This is a genomic window from Mesorhizobium sp. M2A.F.Ca.ET.037.01.1.1, from assembly GCF_003998075.1.
Classification (GTDB): Bacteria; Pseudomonadota; Alphaproteobacteria; order Rhizobiales; family Rhizobiaceae; genus Mesorhizobium.
Map to the genome: position 1 here is coordinate 1 of NZ_RZSA01000038.1, position 13,996 is coordinate 13,996.

The window sequence follows — 13,996 nt, forward strand, 5'->3', positions numbered from 1 at the left end:
GTGCTGGAGCGGGTGCGTCGGATCGAGGCGATCTGCGCCCGCCATAAGGTTTCGTTGCCGGCGGCGGCGCTGCAGTTCCCGCTCGGCCATCCGTTGGTGTCGAGCGTCATTCCCGGCGCCCGGTCGGCGGACGAGCTCGAGCAGAACCTTGCCTATCTGCGCGAGGACATCCCATCCAGCATGTGGACCGACCTCAGAGACAGCGGATTGATTGCGCAGGGCGCCCCCTTCCCCATGACCGACGAGGGTTGATGCGCATTCATCGTCCGGTTGTACATCTCAAATGGAGTGCGGAACCGTCGATTTCCGCCTGCGGATCGAATGACCGCTTTCGGCGGAGATCGATGCGGTGCGCATGGGCTTCAATAGGCGCATAGCTGCCATGTCAACTTTGGGCCGTAAGCGGACAGACCGTTTTCAGCTCCGGAATTGCGAAAGCGGACACTTAAGCTGGCTGCGCTTTGCCGAGCTCGCACCATTGCGGTAGTCTGCAAATATGCTTAATCGCTAATCGACCATTTCGCTGAGGGGGCGAAAGTTCATGGAGATGCAGCAGGTCCGATATTTTCTGGCCCTGTCTAACACGTTGAATTTCACGCGAGCGGCCGAGGAATGCAACGTCACTCAGCCGGCGCTCAGGCGCGCCATCAAGACGCTTGAAGAGGAGTTAGGGGGAGAGCTTCTTCGGCGAGAGCGTCAGAACTCGCACCTTACGGAGCTTGGGCGGCGCATGCTGCCTTTGCTGCAACAGTGCTATGATGCAGCCACTTCCGCCAAATCGCTGGCCAAGGCCGTGCAAAGCAGTGACGTTGCGCCACTCAACGTCACGATCTCCAACAGCATTAACATTGCGCTTTTGGTTTCGCCGTTCACCGAGCTCTTCCGGGCCTATCCCGGTGTGCATCTCAAGATTCACCGGGGCTCACCGGCGGCAGTGATTGAGGCGCTGAAAAGCGGCGACGTGGAGCTGGCGATTGCCGGTCCCCTCGGGCAGGTCTGGGATCGCCTGGACACATGGCCTCTGTTCCAGGAAGGAATCGAGCTTGCCGTAAATTCAGATCACCCACTGGCCTTGCACCTTGGAGAGAGGCCGAGCCTCCGCAGCGCCCTTGCGGACTGCGGATACTTCACGGCCGATGAGATCAGTCTGTCGCCGCATCTCGACAACGCACTTCGTTCCAGGAACTAAGAGCCGTTCTCCAACTCAGGGGAAGCGATGCCGCGTCATGTGTTGGCGGGTCAGTTCTCAGTGGCAATCAACACGTTAGGCTACGTCAGGTCTGTGAATTGCTTTCACTTCTTGAAAGTCATCAAGACCAAACTTGCCGCCCTCGCGGCCATTTCCGGACTGCTTGTAGCCGCCAAATGGACTTCCGTAGCGATGCGGCGCCCCGTTGATATGCACCATGCCGGCCCGCAGACCCGAAGCAACTCTTTCCGCTCTCTTCGGATCGCCGGTTTGCACATAGGCGGCAAGGCCGTAAGCCGTGTCATTCGCCATCGTGATGGCATCTTCTTCGCCGTCAAAAGGGATAATCGCAAGAACCGGCCCGAAAACCTCTTCCCGTGCGATGCGCATCCCGTTCTCGACGTCGACGAAGATTGTTGGTTTTACGAAGTAGCCAGTTTCGAAGCCTTCCGGTTTGCCTGGGCCGCCGACGATGAGGTTCGCACCTTCATCGATTGCCGCATTGATCAAGGTTTGCACACGGTCGAACTGAATGGCGCTCGCCAGAGGTCCAATGTGGGTCCCTTCCTTCATGGGATCTCCAACTTCGGCAGCCAGGGCGGCTCGACGCGCTATCTCGATTGACCTTTGATAGACGGAGCGCTGCACGAGAAGGCGCGTTGGCGCATCGCAGGATTGGCCTGAGTTGTTGAAGCAGTCAGCGACGCTGGCGGAAATGCGCTCTTCGAGATCCGCATCTTCGAAAACGATGTTTGGAGACTTGCCACCAAGCTCCAGGGTCACCCTTTTGACAGTGTCCGCAGCATCTTTGCTGACTGCGATCCCTGCTTTCGTTGAGCCGGTGAAGGACATCATGTCGACGTCCTTGTGCTTCGAAAGCGCCGCGCCGCAATCGGCGCCACCATTGACCAAATTGAACACACCCGCGGGAAAGCCTGCCTCATCAATCATCTCAGCGTACAACATGGCGTTGAGAGGCGTGAGTTCGCTGGGCTTCAGGATGCATGTGCACCCTGTCGCGAGGGCCGGCACCACCTTCAATGCGATTTGATTGATCGGCCAATTCCATGGCGTAATCAGACCACAGACGCCGATAGGCTCGCGCAGAACGACATCGCCGTTTGGCAGTTCCTCGCGAACCTTCAGATCGCGCAGCGCATCGATGAACCCCTGGAGATGGCCGACACCAACATCGGCCTGCTGCTCGCGGCTCATAGTGATCGGGGCGCCCAGTTCCAAGGTGATCGTTTCCGCCATCTCGTCGTAGCGACGCTTGTAAATGGCCAGAAACCTTTCGAGCAGCCGGAGCCGCTCTTCCAGAGTAGTTCGACTGTAGGACGCGAACGCATTCCTGGCTGCCTCGACCGCCTTGTCGACATCCTCCCTGGACCCCATTGATATGACGGCAATCGGCTTTTCGGTTGCAGGGTTCAAGACTTCGAGGTTCATCGCCGCGATGGGCGATACCCACTCGCCACCGATATAGAACTTCCGCTTATCGAGCATGACAAGGCTCCTCCTTTATTCGAAAAGGGCTCACAGCCGATTCATGCGAGCGAAGGGCAAAACGTGAGCAGGCTTAGAATTTCAATGAGCACCGAGCCCCGACCTGCGCTGTGTTGGTTTGTCGGGTCGTATTGCGGGGCCACTGCGACAACGTCTGCGCCGGCAAAATCGGCGTCCTTCAGCCCCCTGCTGAGCCGCAGCCTAGAGGCAGCCGGGCCAAAGATCATGATGATGAATTGGCGCGAGGCGAGCCGCGTGCGTTCAATTTCTCCGCGACCGCGCCTACATAGCGGTCCAGGATGATCGCCAGTGCGGAAATCGCGAGGCCTGCAAGCAATCCTCTGCCGGGCTCGACGCGAGCGATGGCATCCACGGTCTCCAGTTCAAGCCCCTGTGAGCCAACAAGCGCCGTGATGACCACCATCCCAACGCACATGAGGATGGTCTGGTTGAGACCTAGCATCAGGCCAGGTCGGGCAAGAGGCAGACGAACCTTCCAGAACGTTTGAAGCGGGGTGGCCCCGAACGCCACCGCGGCTTCGATCGTGGTGGGATCGACATTGCGGATGGCATGGTCGGTGTATCGCACCGTCGTCGCCACGGAGTAGAGCGCGATGGCAATCACCGCGGTTGCATCGCCCGGACCCAGAAGCATGACGACGGGCACCAGGTATACGAAAGAAGGCAACGTCTGCAGGGTCGTGACGATAACCTCCGACACCGCGTGTACGCGGCGAGAAGATCCCGCCCAGATTCCCAAAGGCGCTCCGACAAAAAGGGAGAGCAGCGTTCCGATCATCACCAGATTGAAGGTGATCAGCAACTGATCCCAATAGCCGATGGCAGCGATGAGGATGAGTGTGGCGCAAGACAGGACAGCAAGAGAGGGTCGCCGCAGCGCAAAGCCGAAACACAGGATGCAGGCAGCAATCGACACCCAGCCGAGATCTCTTAGTATCGTCAACAAGGGCAGGATGACGCCGAGCGTGATGATCAGCCGGGTGGCTTCGAAAACATCGCCCCAATTGCTGTTCAGCCAGCTGATGACGCGTGACCAGAAATCGGCGGTCGAGATCGTCAACGCGGCGGGATATTGCGCCAGAGGTGCAATCGCGATTCCTGCGACTGTGGGGATGATCAGGATGGCGGCCAGGATCGCGAGGTGCCTCACCGGCTGAGGCCGAGACAGATGCGAAGGCCGACGCACGGCAATTGAATGTCCGTAGCCGTAGAGCAGTACGGCGAGCAGAGTTATCGCAATGCCCGCCTCCAACCCGCGGCCGATCTTGAGGGACTGGATCGCGCGAAGCACTTCCGCTCCCAGACCTCCTGCGCCGATCATCGAAGCCAGAATGACCATAGCCAGCGCCATCATCACCAGTTGATTGGCGCCCAGGAGGAGGTCGTCCCTCGCGCTTGGCAAAAGGATCTTCGATGTACCCTGGCAACGGGAGGCACCGGTCATGCTGGATAGCTCGGACGTATGGTCCGGTAGCCGGCGCAGGCCATAGACCACCGCTCGGGCCATCGGGGGCAAGGCGAAGATCAGTGTTGCCACGAGTGCCGCGACGGGGCCAAAGCCGAAGAGGATCAGGACCGGCACCAGATAGCTAAATGGCGGAATCGTCTGCATGACATCGAAGACGGGGTTCAATACGGCTTCAAGCCAACCCCAGCGAAACAGCATCACGCCAAGCACCAGGCCAAAGACCACGCCGACGACGATTGCAAACGCCACGGATGCGAGCGTCAATGTCGCTGCAGCCCAAAGGTCGAAGATGAGAAAATACGCGAAAGTAGCGAACGCCAGGACCGCCAGACGACGCCCGCCAGCGAGCCAACCCAGGTAGGTTGCGGCAAGAACGACCGACACCCACGACAATGGCGGCAGCGTAAGCGTTTCGGCGGGGGTGCTTCCTGGAAAGGTCCAGCCGGTCGTTAATAGGTTCTGAAGGCCACGCATCGGAAGACCGATCGCCTCACCGCCCGCACGCGTCCACATCCGGAGAGGTTCGCCAAAAATTTCAGTTCGGCGAAGCAACTGGTTGAGCACATCATTGGATATCTTGAGCAATGGCAACAGCCATTGCTTCGGCCATACATACAGCCCATCGGGAAGCAGATCCCGCCCGACATAGGCCGCGAACAGCAAAACAAGGCCGAGTGCTACCCACAAACGGCTGCTCGGCAGCCATTTGGGGCGAAAGAGCGGCGCCAAAGATGTCGCGCCGAAGCTTATTGAAGCCACGGCGACCACTTTTTCTCGTTCTCAGAAATCCACTCAGCCGCGGCAGCTTCGGGCGTAAGCCCGCCCTTATCCTGCTTGAGGATACCCCATGCTACATCGTCATTGGTCAGAACAAATTTCTTCAAAAGACCTGTTACGTTGGGCTCCCGCTTGGCGAAATCATTGTTGATCAATTCGATGATATCCCCCGTGGGCAACGCGCAATCGCCCACAAGATTGGGGTTGACGCCCCAGGCGGGATCGCTGCGGCAAGCGTCCTCATAAGGCGGGAAATCGACAAAGGTGCCAACGCCGGAACCGTAGAGCCAGTGGGGCACGAAACCAAACCCGATGATCGGCTTTTTCCTCTCGACTGCGCCCTGCATTGTGGCGACCATGGCCGCCATTGTGCCCGGCAAGGTTATGTGAACATCGAGCCCGAGCGCCGCTATGCGGCGCTCGTCATCGGCGTCAAAATCCGCGGGTGTTCCTAGATAGTTGATCTTTCCATCTGTCTCTGGGTTGGATAGCGCTTTGATGCAGGCAGGATTCTTGAGCGCCTTCCAGTCCGGCAGTCCCGGGCATAGCTCGGCAACATAGTTGGGGTACCACCAGGTTTCCCTGATCTTGACGCCGACCGACCCCACCTTCGTCACAGAACCCGAAGCAAGCGCAGCTGCGATCAATTCGGGAGAAGACGACCAGATTGCGGGACTGATCTCGAGATCGCCAAGTTCGATGGCCGTGAACTGCGCCGTATAGTCGGTATGCACGTACTGGACGTTGTATCCGGCCTTCTTGAGCAAGCTCCCGAACACGTTCGTGATAAAGTCCGCGTCGGGCGCACTAACGACCGCCATCCGCACCGGGTCCTGGGACTCAGCGGCGGCCAGCGCGTTCCCGGAAGAAATGCACAGGCTGACGCAAAGCGCGGACGCCAACGTGACTGCTGAGAGTGGAAAACGCATGGCGAAACCCCTTTTAAATGACCGACGAGCCAAAGTAGGGCGCACTTATTATCACATGTCAATCACAAAATTTGAAAAGGAGATTGCATTGCCGGAGATTATCGGGATAGATAGGGTATCGGCGCGAATGTCATATATCACAAATGAGTCACAGATGGCGAAAAAAGACGAGCAAAGCACGACCGCCTCGGACCGTGTGTACAAGCTTGTCCGTCAGGATATCCTTGAGTGCCGCTGGAGGGCTGGCCAGCGACTGAAGATCCGCGATATTGCCGCCGAGCTGGGCGTCAGTCCGATGCCAGTCCGTACGGCGTTCCGGCGTCTCGGCGAAGAGGGTATTCTTATCGTCGAGGAAAACCGGTCGGCGCGTGTCCCCTTCGTTTCCCGGCAGAGCTTCAACGAATACCTTGAGATCTCGGTGAGCCTCGAATGCCTGGCCCTGGAGAGGGCCGCCGGGCGCATATCGAGTGAAACGATCCAGGCGCTCCGAAGTGAAGTCGAGTGCATGCAGCGCGACATCGAGGCTGGCGACACCGTTGGATACGCCCCTCGGTTCAACGGCCTTCTGATGAAAATCTACGTGCGAGGAGAATCTCAGGCGCTCATTGAGATGATCGAAAGCGTCTGGATCAAGACGGCTCCGCCGTCGCGCGAGGCCTTCGAGGAAAGAGGCATCGTCACGCGACTGAATGCGGCCTTGGTTGCGATCATCGACGCCTTGGAGGTGGCCGACGCGGCTAGGGCCAAAGAAATTCTGACCTCGGCCCTGCACTATGCCTGCAAAGGCGTAAACCTGTTCCTTGAAATGGATCAAGATCAGAAAATGAAACCAAAAGCAAAAAGGAGGATCAAGGAACAATATGCCGAAACCAAGTGAAGCTCCGATTGCGCTGGTAACCGGCGCGTCCCGCGGCATCGGGCGAGCGACAGCAGAAATGTTGCTTCGAGACGGCTATGATGTGCATGCCACCTACCTCAACGATGCCGCTGCCGCAGAGACCCTCGTTTCGTATGGCGAGAAGCTGGGGCGCAAAGTCACGCTTCACCATTTCGATGCGGGTGCGCGGCATAGTCAGGACGAGTTAATGCGGCGCCTCAACGGCGTCCAACTTCGGGGCATCGTCCACAACGCGGGAATCGTCAAGTTCGAGAAATTTACCGAATATGACATTTCAATCTGGGACCGCACCTTCGAAGTCAATCTGAATGCAGCGTTGCGCCTGACGCTTGGACTGCAGAGGCAGATCGTGTCGGGAGGATCGGTGGTTCTGGTCGCGTCCACTGACGCGTTCGTCGGCTCCTACGCAAGTATGGCTTACGCGGCCTCTAAGGCGGCGATGGTGAATCTGGCCAAGAGCCTTGCGTGCAATTTCGGCTCCCGAAACATCCGCGCCAACGCGGTTTCGCCGGGATGGATTCAAACCGACATGACGACTGGGGCATCCTCGGGATCAGCGTCTGTCACACCGCTTGGGCGAGACGGAAAACCGGAGGAGGTCGCTGGCGTTGTCGCTTTCCTTCTATCCGACCGGGCCAGCTTCGTCTCGGGCACGAGCATCACCGTCGATGGCGGCTACACCTCCTCTGACGCGATCATGTTGAACGAGGCCAGGGAACTGGGCTGAGGACGAGTGGGGATAACCATGTTGAGCTGCAAGAACCTCTGGAAGATCTACGGATCGGCCAAGGCGCATTGTATCGATCCCGGCCTGCCCCTGAGTGAGAACATTTCCTCGGTGGAGCAGCGCGGCGGTTTCGTTGCCTTGGCCGGCATCGATCTCTCCGTGGCGAGGGGCGAGATCCTGGTCATCATGGGGCTTTCCGGATCCGGAAAGTCTACCCTGCTTAGATGCTTGACGCGCCTGGTGGAACCGACGGCCGGAGAGTTGCGCTTCGAGGATCAGGACTTGTGCGCCGTGCCTGACAAGAGCCTGCAACTGCTGCGTCGTACGCATATGAGCATGGTGTTCCAGAATTTCGCGCTGCTTCCGCACCGTACCGTGGTCGGCAATGTGGAACTGCCACTGGAAATCCAAGGTGTGCGCTCGGCCGATCGGAGGCAGAAGGCACTCGATATGATCGGCCTTGTCGGGCTGTCCGGCAAAGAGGATCATTACCCGCATGAGCTCTCCGGAGGCCAGCAGCAACGCGTCGGCATTGCCCGCAGTCTGTCAACCAATCCGAGCCTCTGGCTGCTGGACGAGCCGTTCTCGGCGCTGGACCCGCTCATTCGCGAAGAGATGCAGGACGAAATTCTCAGGTTGCAGAAAACGCTGTCCAAGACTGCCGTGTTCGTGACCCACGATTTCAACGAGGCTGCTCGCGTTGGCGATCGTATCGCTCTTTTGCGCAAGGGCCAGCTCGTCCAGACCGGCAGCGCGGCGGAACTGATCCTGAACCCCGCGGATTCCTATGTCAGAGCATTCACCGCGAGTGCGGAACGCAGTCGTATACTGACAGCGGAAAACTTCATGCGGCGTGGAGAGCCGGACGCGTTCGACGTGCAGCTCGCGGCTGAAGCGACACTCCGAAAAGTAGCGGAAACGTTCCAGGGCGGCGCCAGCGTGATCGCCTTCGGCAATTCCACGGGCAGAACGGTAGGGTTCATGAGACGCCAAGATCTGGGCGACGCGCTCACGTCTGCCATGACTGCGTAGCTGGCCGGGCGTCGAAATCGAGGTACCAGTTCGACCATGCAAACGACAATCACCGAGACTGAAGCGCGCTCGCTCCTGCGCAGCATCAAGGCGCCGCAACTGGACCTGGAGCCGGTCGCAGACCATGTGCTCGATCACTACGGGCTGGCAGGCGAATGGCATCAGCTAGGAGGAGAAAGAGAACAGAACTATCGTCTTGTCACTGCCGCGGGCGAGAAGTTTGTCGTCAAGATCGCATCTCTCGAAGAGGATGAGGAAAGTCTCATCTTTCAGGCGAAAGCACTTGAACACATCGAACAGGTAGACCCGGCGCTCCAGGTCCCACGGGTTCGCAGGACCATTGCAGGTGACCTGCTTTCCAGCATTTCGGCTGGAGAGGGAAGAAAGCACGCTTTGCGGGTTCTCTCGTTCGTCGCCGGCGAGACTGTCATGGATCTGTTGAGCCGGCGAGGCTTCAATCTGTCCACCGACGACCTCCTGAGCCTCGGCGCCGCACAAGGCCGTCTGGCCCGCGCGCTCCAGGGCTTCAATCATCGTAGCGCCCTTCGACCGATACCGTGGGACCTGGCAAATGGCCTGGTCCTTGGTGACTGGCTGCGCGACTATATCCCAGAAGAAATCCGCCAAGACGTCGACCGGGCATTGGAGCACTTCGCCGGATCAACCCTTGCGGCGCTACCGCGCCTCCGATCCCAGGTCATCTACAATGATTTCCACGAGAGCAACGTCCTGGTCCGGGCGGAGCCTTCGTTCGAAGTTGCGGGTGTTATCGATTTTGGCGACATGGTCTATGGGACGATCGCACAGGACCTGGCGGTTGCCGTAGCGTCTTTCATCCACTGGAGTCCGGAGCCAGTGGCGGCCGCGGCAGCCGTCGTGCGCGGCTACCAAAGGCATATGCCGCTGGAGGCCGCCGATCTTGCGGTGCTCAAGGATCTGGTGCTGGCCCGCCTAATCCTGCAAGTCGGGCTCGTCCGCTACCAGGTCGTCGTCAACGGCCGGAATGACCAGCAACTCGACGACCTGCAATCGCTGTATTCGGCCGCCGTATCCCGCCTCGCCCACATCGACAACGACGCGTTCGTCGCCTCGATGACACCGTCCGTGGTGCCCACTCCGATCCCCTCGCCCGTGGTGGAACAGGCTTCGAGCGATATCAGAGCCCTGATCTCCCGCAGGCAATCCGTGTTGGGCGAGACCTACACGTTCTACAATGAGCCACTCGAACTCGTACGCGGTCGTGGCACCAAACTCTTCGACGCCCCCGGGACGGAGTACCTGGATTGCTACAACAACGTCGCTAATGTGGGGCATTGCCATCCCTATGTGGTTGAGGCGCTCGCACAGCAGGCGGCTACGCTCAACACCAACTCCCGCTATCTTCACCGCGAGATCCTGCGGCTCGGAGAGCGGCTGACGGCGACCCTCCCCGAAGGCCTGGATACCTGGATCTTCGTCTGTACCGGCTCGGAAGCCAACGACCTGGCGGTTCGCATTGCGCGGTCGGTTACCGGCAACGAAGGCGTGATCATCACGGAGAACAGTTACCACGGCAACACATCGGTGGTCGCGCCGCTTTCGTTGCTGGAATACGACATCAAGGACAAGCCTAGCTGGGTCGAGGCGGTCCCGGCTCCCAATGTCTACCGGGGCATCTATCGAGGTGCCCAGGCAGATTTGGGGGAACGATACTCCGATCACGTGACGGAAGCGGCGGCCCACCTCAAAGCAAGGGGACCGGGCGCCGCAGCGCTGCTGATCGACTCAATCTTTGACGGCAACGGCGCGTTGGTTCCGCCACCGGACTACATGCGCCTTGCCTTCGACAAAGCGGGCCGCGCAGGAGCGTTGCGCATCGCGGACGAAGTTCAAATGGGCTTCGGACGATCGGGCACGCATATGTGGGGCTTCGAGGCCTTCGGTGTTCGTCCCGACATAGTGACCATGGGAAAACCGATGGGCAACGGGCATCCTATCGCCGCGCTCGTGACGCGTCGTGACATCGCCCTGGAGTTCCAGCGTCGCTCTGGCTACTTCAACACCTTCGGCGGCAACACCGTGTCGACGGTTGTCGCCAACGCCACCTTGGACGTGCTGCAGGGCGAGAACCTGCAAGGCAACGCCGAGCGTGTCGGCGCGCATCTCAAGGCATCTCTCGACAGCCTGATCGGCACGCACGAGCTGGTCGGCCACATCCATGGGCGCGGCCTTTTCTACGGCGTCGAGCTTGTCGTCGACCGGACATCGCGCGCTCCCGCGAAACTCGCGGCCCGCTGGGTGCGTGAGCGGATGAAGAGCCTGGGCGTCCTGGTTGCCTCGACGGGCCCCTTGGGAAACATCATCAAGATAAGGCCGCCCTTGGCCTTCAGCACCGCCGACGCCGACCGGTGCTTCGAAGCCCTTCAGACCGCGCTGACAGAGGTGCCGCCGGATCTTCGGATCGCAAACAGCGCCTGAGCCAACCGGGAATGAGCAGATGAAAATCTACAAATGCGATGCTCACCTGGAGCATCAATCGAAAATCGAACTCAACCCTGGGAAGTTCGTCCCGACGCTCGACGTGGCGAAGCGCACAGGCGCCGTTCTGGACGCCTTACGGCAGGCTGGCCACATTGATGTCTTGGATTGTGCACCCGCATCGAAGGAAGATCTTCGCACCATTCATTCCGAAGACTACCTGGATTTCCTCGCCACGGCTTGGGATCAATGGTCGAGATCATTCGGTACCGAACTCGACGGCGTCGGCTTCGTCTGGCCGCACCGCAACCGGCCGCCTCGATGCCCAAGCGCGATAGAAGGCAAGATCGCCTACTACATGTTCGATGGCGTGAGCACGATCACCCCGGCGATGTGGCCGGCAACCCTTGGCGCAGCCGGGGCTTCCCTTCACGGCGCCAGGGATCTTCGCCTCTCGGGATCGACGGGCCTGGTCTTGGCTCGTCCTCCGGGTCATCATGCCTGCCGCGACATGGGTGGAGGAACGAGCTACACCAACCACACCGCGCTGGCCGCACAGGAACTGACGCGAGATGGCGCTCGGGTCGCGATCCTGGATGTTGATGCTCACCATGGCAACGGTGCTCAAGACATCTTCTGGACTAGGTCCGACGTCCTCACCATCTCTCTCCACACCGATCCGTCGGTGGACTACCCATATTTCTCCGGCTACGCCGACGAGATCGGCGCCGAGGCTGGAGAAGGCTTCAATTTGAACCTGCCACTTCGGCCCGGTACCGACTGGTCGGGCTATGGCGAAGCTTTGACGGCCGCGCTCGAGAGGCTGCGCGACTATTCTCCAGACTACGTGGTGGTGGCGCTTGGCGTGGACACCTATGCCAAGGATCCGGCGGGGCGTCTGGCCCTGGAGCTGGATGATTTCAACCGGATTGGCGAAGCCGTGGCATCCTTGGGCCACCCCCACATGTTTGTGCTCGAAGGGGGATACTGCCTTGAAGCTATCGGTCCCTGCGTCCTGAATGTTGTCGCGCCAGGGGGTTAGACGCGGCTTTGCATCGCAGGATGCTTTGAGCGACCTGCCGGGGGGGGAAGGGACTGACCTCATGGAGCGACTTGCCGCTTGCGTTGACAGCCAAGACTGATCGCCGTTCGAGACCAACTTTGTCGGTATCTCCTAATTTTGTTTGGCGAAACAATCGGAGGATTTAGTTATGGAAAATCATGGCAAAGAAGAAGGTTTCGAGAGCCGAATGATGCGCCTGGTTAAAAAGTGCCACCAGGAACAGAGGCTCATCATGAACCACGTCTGCATCCGGGTTGAAGATATCGGCCGGACGGAAAGGTTGCTGACCGAGTCTTTTGGTATCGGCAAAGAAGGTTTTACTCGCGTTGAAGGAAATTTATTCAAGGGAGAGGCCTTTGTCAGCGGCGCCTGGGTGAATGACGATTTCTACCTTGAACTGATGGAGCCGATCGAGAAACAGAAGCTGTGCTACGACACCGGGTGCGGTGCGCCAATTGGGCACTTGAGTGAAATCGGCTTCCTCACCCCTGATATGGACGCAGAATTGGCCCGGCTATCAAAACTGGGATGGCAGGTGACCGACGCGCTGTCATCTGAACATTCCAGAGAAGTAAAGATGGACATGGACCCGTCCATTGGGCTCCCCATAGAGCTGATGGAGGTAAGACACCGGGAGAAATAATCTCCTCTGATACTATTGGTAGCACCATCCTTCATAAACTACGAAATTCAACGGAATTCGCGGGAATATACTGTAATGGCTTATATTGAAATTTTCCCTAAATCCCTCGAATCCCAGAAAGAATTGGCTGATCGCCGGACTTCTGTGATGGATATTCTTTATGCGGCGGCGAAGGAGACCTTGAACGTTCCGGACCACGATATCATCGTTGAATTGAACCAGTGCACAGCAATTGCATTTAACTCCCTAGCAGTGCAGGCCTCCGCGGTTCCAGATGTCGTGATAAAGATTTCAACCAGCGATCACGAATTTCAGCCAAAATTTCAATCTCTGTGCGATCACATCGTGAGCAAGTGGAACGCACAGTTCGGGAATACACTTAAGCTGGAAATCTGGGTTAACGTAATTAATACCTGGGGCTGCAATATAGATTTCAATTAGAAGGGAGCAACGCTCCGTGCGCTGCGGTTGGCGCCGATCGCGCTTTCATCCGGAGGGCGATCCGGCCGGCGGCAGCAAGAATGATCGCCGATCAAACAACCTATTGACGGACGTTGTCAAAGACAGCCAGCGAGCCTCGCACGCTGCCGAATGAGCGCCTCGACGATATCGATCGTCGGGGTCGCCTGACCGGTGAGACGGCCCAGTTCCTGGACGGCAGTCACGAGAGCGTCGATCTCCATCGGCCGGCCAAGTTCCAGATCCTGCAGCATTGATGTCTTGTGCGCGCCGACCGCGGCGGCGCCGGCGATGCGTCGATCGACATCGATCCCGAAACTTGCCCCCAGAGCCTCGCCAATCGTCTGCGCTTCGACCATCATTGCGCGAATGATCGCCCGCGTGCCTGGATCGGCGCAGATTTCGTCGAGCTTCCCGCCGGTCAGAGCGGAGACTGGATTAAGCGAGAGATTGCCCCACAGCTTGACCCAGATCTCATTGCGGATTTGCGGGCGGACTGGCGCCCTGAATCCCGCCGAGGCGAGGAGAGCGGCCAGATTGGCGATCCGCTCGGTCTTCTCGCCCGAAGGTTCGCCAAGCGGCAGCCGATCGCCTTCGATATGTCGAATGACGCCGGGAGACTCGATTTCGGCGGCCGGATGCACGACACAGCCGATCACGCGCTGAGGTCCGATCGCCTCCCACAGCACACCATTCGGATCGACAGCCTCGATGCGGCGGCCTTCATGCACGCCGCCGTGCCTGTAGAAGTACCACCAGGGGACGCCGTTCTGCGCCGTGACGACCGCCGTTTCAGGTCCCAGAAGCGGCTTCAGGCTGGCAAGGAT

The 13,996-nt window shown here is 59.1% G+C and carries 13 protein-coding genes; 9 read left to right on the forward strand and 4 right to left on the reverse strand.

What is annotated here, in order from left to right; genetic code table 11:
* Positions 1–252, forward strand: a 252-nt coding sequence (locus EOA27_RS03710) for an aldo/keto reductase (RefSeq protein WP_189561950.1), incomplete at its 5' end; no start/stop codon positions are given.
* 289 nt (positions 253–541) lie between these two features.
* Positions 542–1,189: a LysR family transcriptional regulator gene (locus EOA27_RS03715; protein ID WP_127255484.1), complete on the forward strand. Its 648-nt coding sequence runs from the start codon at positions 542–544 to the stop codon at positions 1,187–1,189.
* A 75-nt stretch (positions 1,190–1,264) separates the two neighbouring features.
* On the opposite strand, the gene EOA27_RS03720 is transcribed toward EOA27_RS03715, so the two are convergent.
* The 3 genes from EOA27_RS03720 to EOA27_RS03730 all read right to left on the reverse strand — a co-directional run bounded on the left by EOA27_RS03720 (position 1,265) and on the right by EOA27_RS03730 (position 5,890).
* Positions 1,265–2,695 carry an aldehyde dehydrogenase family protein gene (locus tag EOA27_RS03720; RefSeq protein ID WP_127255486.1) on the reverse strand — a complete coding sequence of 477 codons (1,431 nt, stop codon included), beginning with the start codon at positions 2,693–2,695 and terminating at the stop codon, positions 1,265–1,267.
* Between the two features lie 223 nt (positions 2,696–2,918).
* Positions 2,919–4,952 (reverse strand): ABC transporter permease subunit, encoded by a 2,034-nt coding sequence (locus tag EOA27_RS03725; protein WP_210214135.1) that lies wholly within the window; start codon positions 4,950–4,952, stop codon positions 2,919–2,921.
* Positions 4,931–5,890: an ABC transporter substrate-binding protein gene (locus EOA27_RS03730; protein WP_127255490.1), complete on the reverse strand. Its 960-nt coding sequence runs from the start codon at positions 5,888–5,890 to the stop codon at positions 4,931–4,933. Before EOA27_RS03730 ends, EOA27_RS03725 begins: the two co-directional genes overlap by 22 nt.
* Here EOA27_RS03730 and EOA27_RS03735 point away from each other — a divergent pair.
* From EOA27_RS03735 to EOA27_RS03765, 7 genes are all read left to right on the forward strand, one after another.
* Entirely contained in the window at positions 5,889–6,767 is an 879-nt protein-coding gene (locus tag EOA27_RS03735; protein WP_189561951.1) for a GntR family transcriptional regulator, read from the forward strand. The genes EOA27_RS03730 and EOA27_RS03735 overlap by 2 nt on opposite strands.
* A complete protein-coding gene (locus tag EOA27_RS03740; protein WP_127255494.1) occupies positions 6,751–7,515 on the forward strand; it encodes an SDR family oxidoreductase in 765 nt (254 codons plus the stop codon). Before EOA27_RS03735 ends, EOA27_RS03740 begins: the two co-directional genes overlap by 17 nt.
* An 18-nt stretch (positions 7,516–7,533) precedes the next feature.
* Positions 7,534–8,547 carry an ATP-binding cassette domain-containing protein gene (locus EOA27_RS03745; protein ID WP_127255496.1) on the forward strand — a complete coding sequence of 338 codons (1,014 nt, stop codon included), beginning with the start codon at positions 7,534–7,536 and terminating at the stop codon, positions 8,545–8,547.
* Positions 8,548–8,583: 36 nt separating this feature from the next.
* Positions 8,584–11,004: an aminotransferase class III-fold pyridoxal phosphate-dependent enzyme gene (locus EOA27_RS03750; protein ID WP_127255498.1), complete on the forward strand. Its 2,421-nt coding sequence runs from the start codon at positions 8,584–8,586 to the stop codon at positions 11,002–11,004.
* Between the two features lie 19 nt (positions 11,005–11,023).
* On the forward strand, positions 11,024–12,046 hold the full coding sequence (locus tag EOA27_RS03755; protein ID WP_127255500.1) for a histone deacetylase family protein: 1,023 nt from the start codon (positions 11,024–11,026) through the stop codon (positions 12,044–12,046).
* Positions 12,047–12,215: 169 nt separating this feature from the next.
* A complete protein-coding gene (locus tag EOA27_RS03760) occupies positions 12,216–12,710 on the forward strand; it encodes a VOC family protein (protein ID WP_127255503.1) in 495 nt (164 codons plus the stop codon).
* A 75-nt stretch (positions 12,711–12,785) separates the two neighbouring features.
* Complete coding sequence (locus EOA27_RS03765) at positions 12,786–13,151, forward strand: hypothetical protein (RefSeq protein ID WP_126079556.1); 366 nt, start codon at positions 12,786–12,788, stop codon at positions 13,149–13,151.
* 116 nt (positions 13,152–13,267) lie between these two features.
* Here the strand turns inward: EOA27_RS03765 and EOA27_RS03770 are convergent.
* Positions 13,268–13,996: 2-dehydropantoate 2-reductase (locus EOA27_RS03770; RefSeq protein ID WP_145970255.1), on the reverse strand; the 729-nt coding region annotated here is incomplete at its 5' end.

Bases quoted from the DNA above. Each gene is read 5' to 3' on its own strand.
- EOA27_RS03715 (WP_127255484.1), top strand. From the start codon at position 542: ATGGAGATGCAGCAGGTCCGATATTTTCTGGCCCTGTCTAACACGTTG.
- EOA27_RS03745 (WP_127255496.1), top strand. From the start codon at position 7,534: ATGTTGAGCTGCAAGAACCTCTGGAAGATCTACGGATCGGCCAAGGCG.
- EOA27_RS03760 (WP_127255503.1), top strand. From the start codon at position 12,216: ATGGAAAATCATGGCAAAGAAGAAGGTTTCGAGAGCCGAATGATGCGC.
- EOA27_RS03720 (WP_127255486.1), bottom strand. From the start codon at position 2,695: ATGCTCGATAAGCGGAAGTTCTATATCGGTGGCGAGTGGGTATCGCCC.
- EOA27_RS03730 (WP_127255490.1), bottom strand. From the start codon at position 5,890: ATGCGTTTTCCACTCTCAGCAGTCACGTTGGCGTCCGCGCTTTGCGTC.
- EOA27_RS03765 (WP_126079556.1), top strand. From the start codon at position 12,786: ATGGCTTATATTGAAATTTTCCCTAAATCCCTCGAATCCCAGAAAGAA.
- EOA27_RS03740 (WP_127255494.1), top strand. From the start codon at position 6,751: ATGCCGAAACCAAGTGAAGCTCCGATTGCGCTGGTAACCGGCGCGTCC.
- EOA27_RS03755 (WP_127255500.1), top strand. From the start codon at position 11,024: ATGAAAATCTACAAATGCGATGCTCACCTGGAGCATCAATCGAAAATC.
- EOA27_RS03750 (WP_127255498.1), top strand. From the start codon at position 8,584: ATGCAAACGACAATCACCGAGACTGAAGCGCGCTCGCTCCTGCGCAGC.
- EOA27_RS03735 (WP_189561951.1), top strand. From the start codon at position 5,889: ATGGCGAAACCCCTTTTAAATGACCGACGAGCCAAAGTAGGGCGCACT.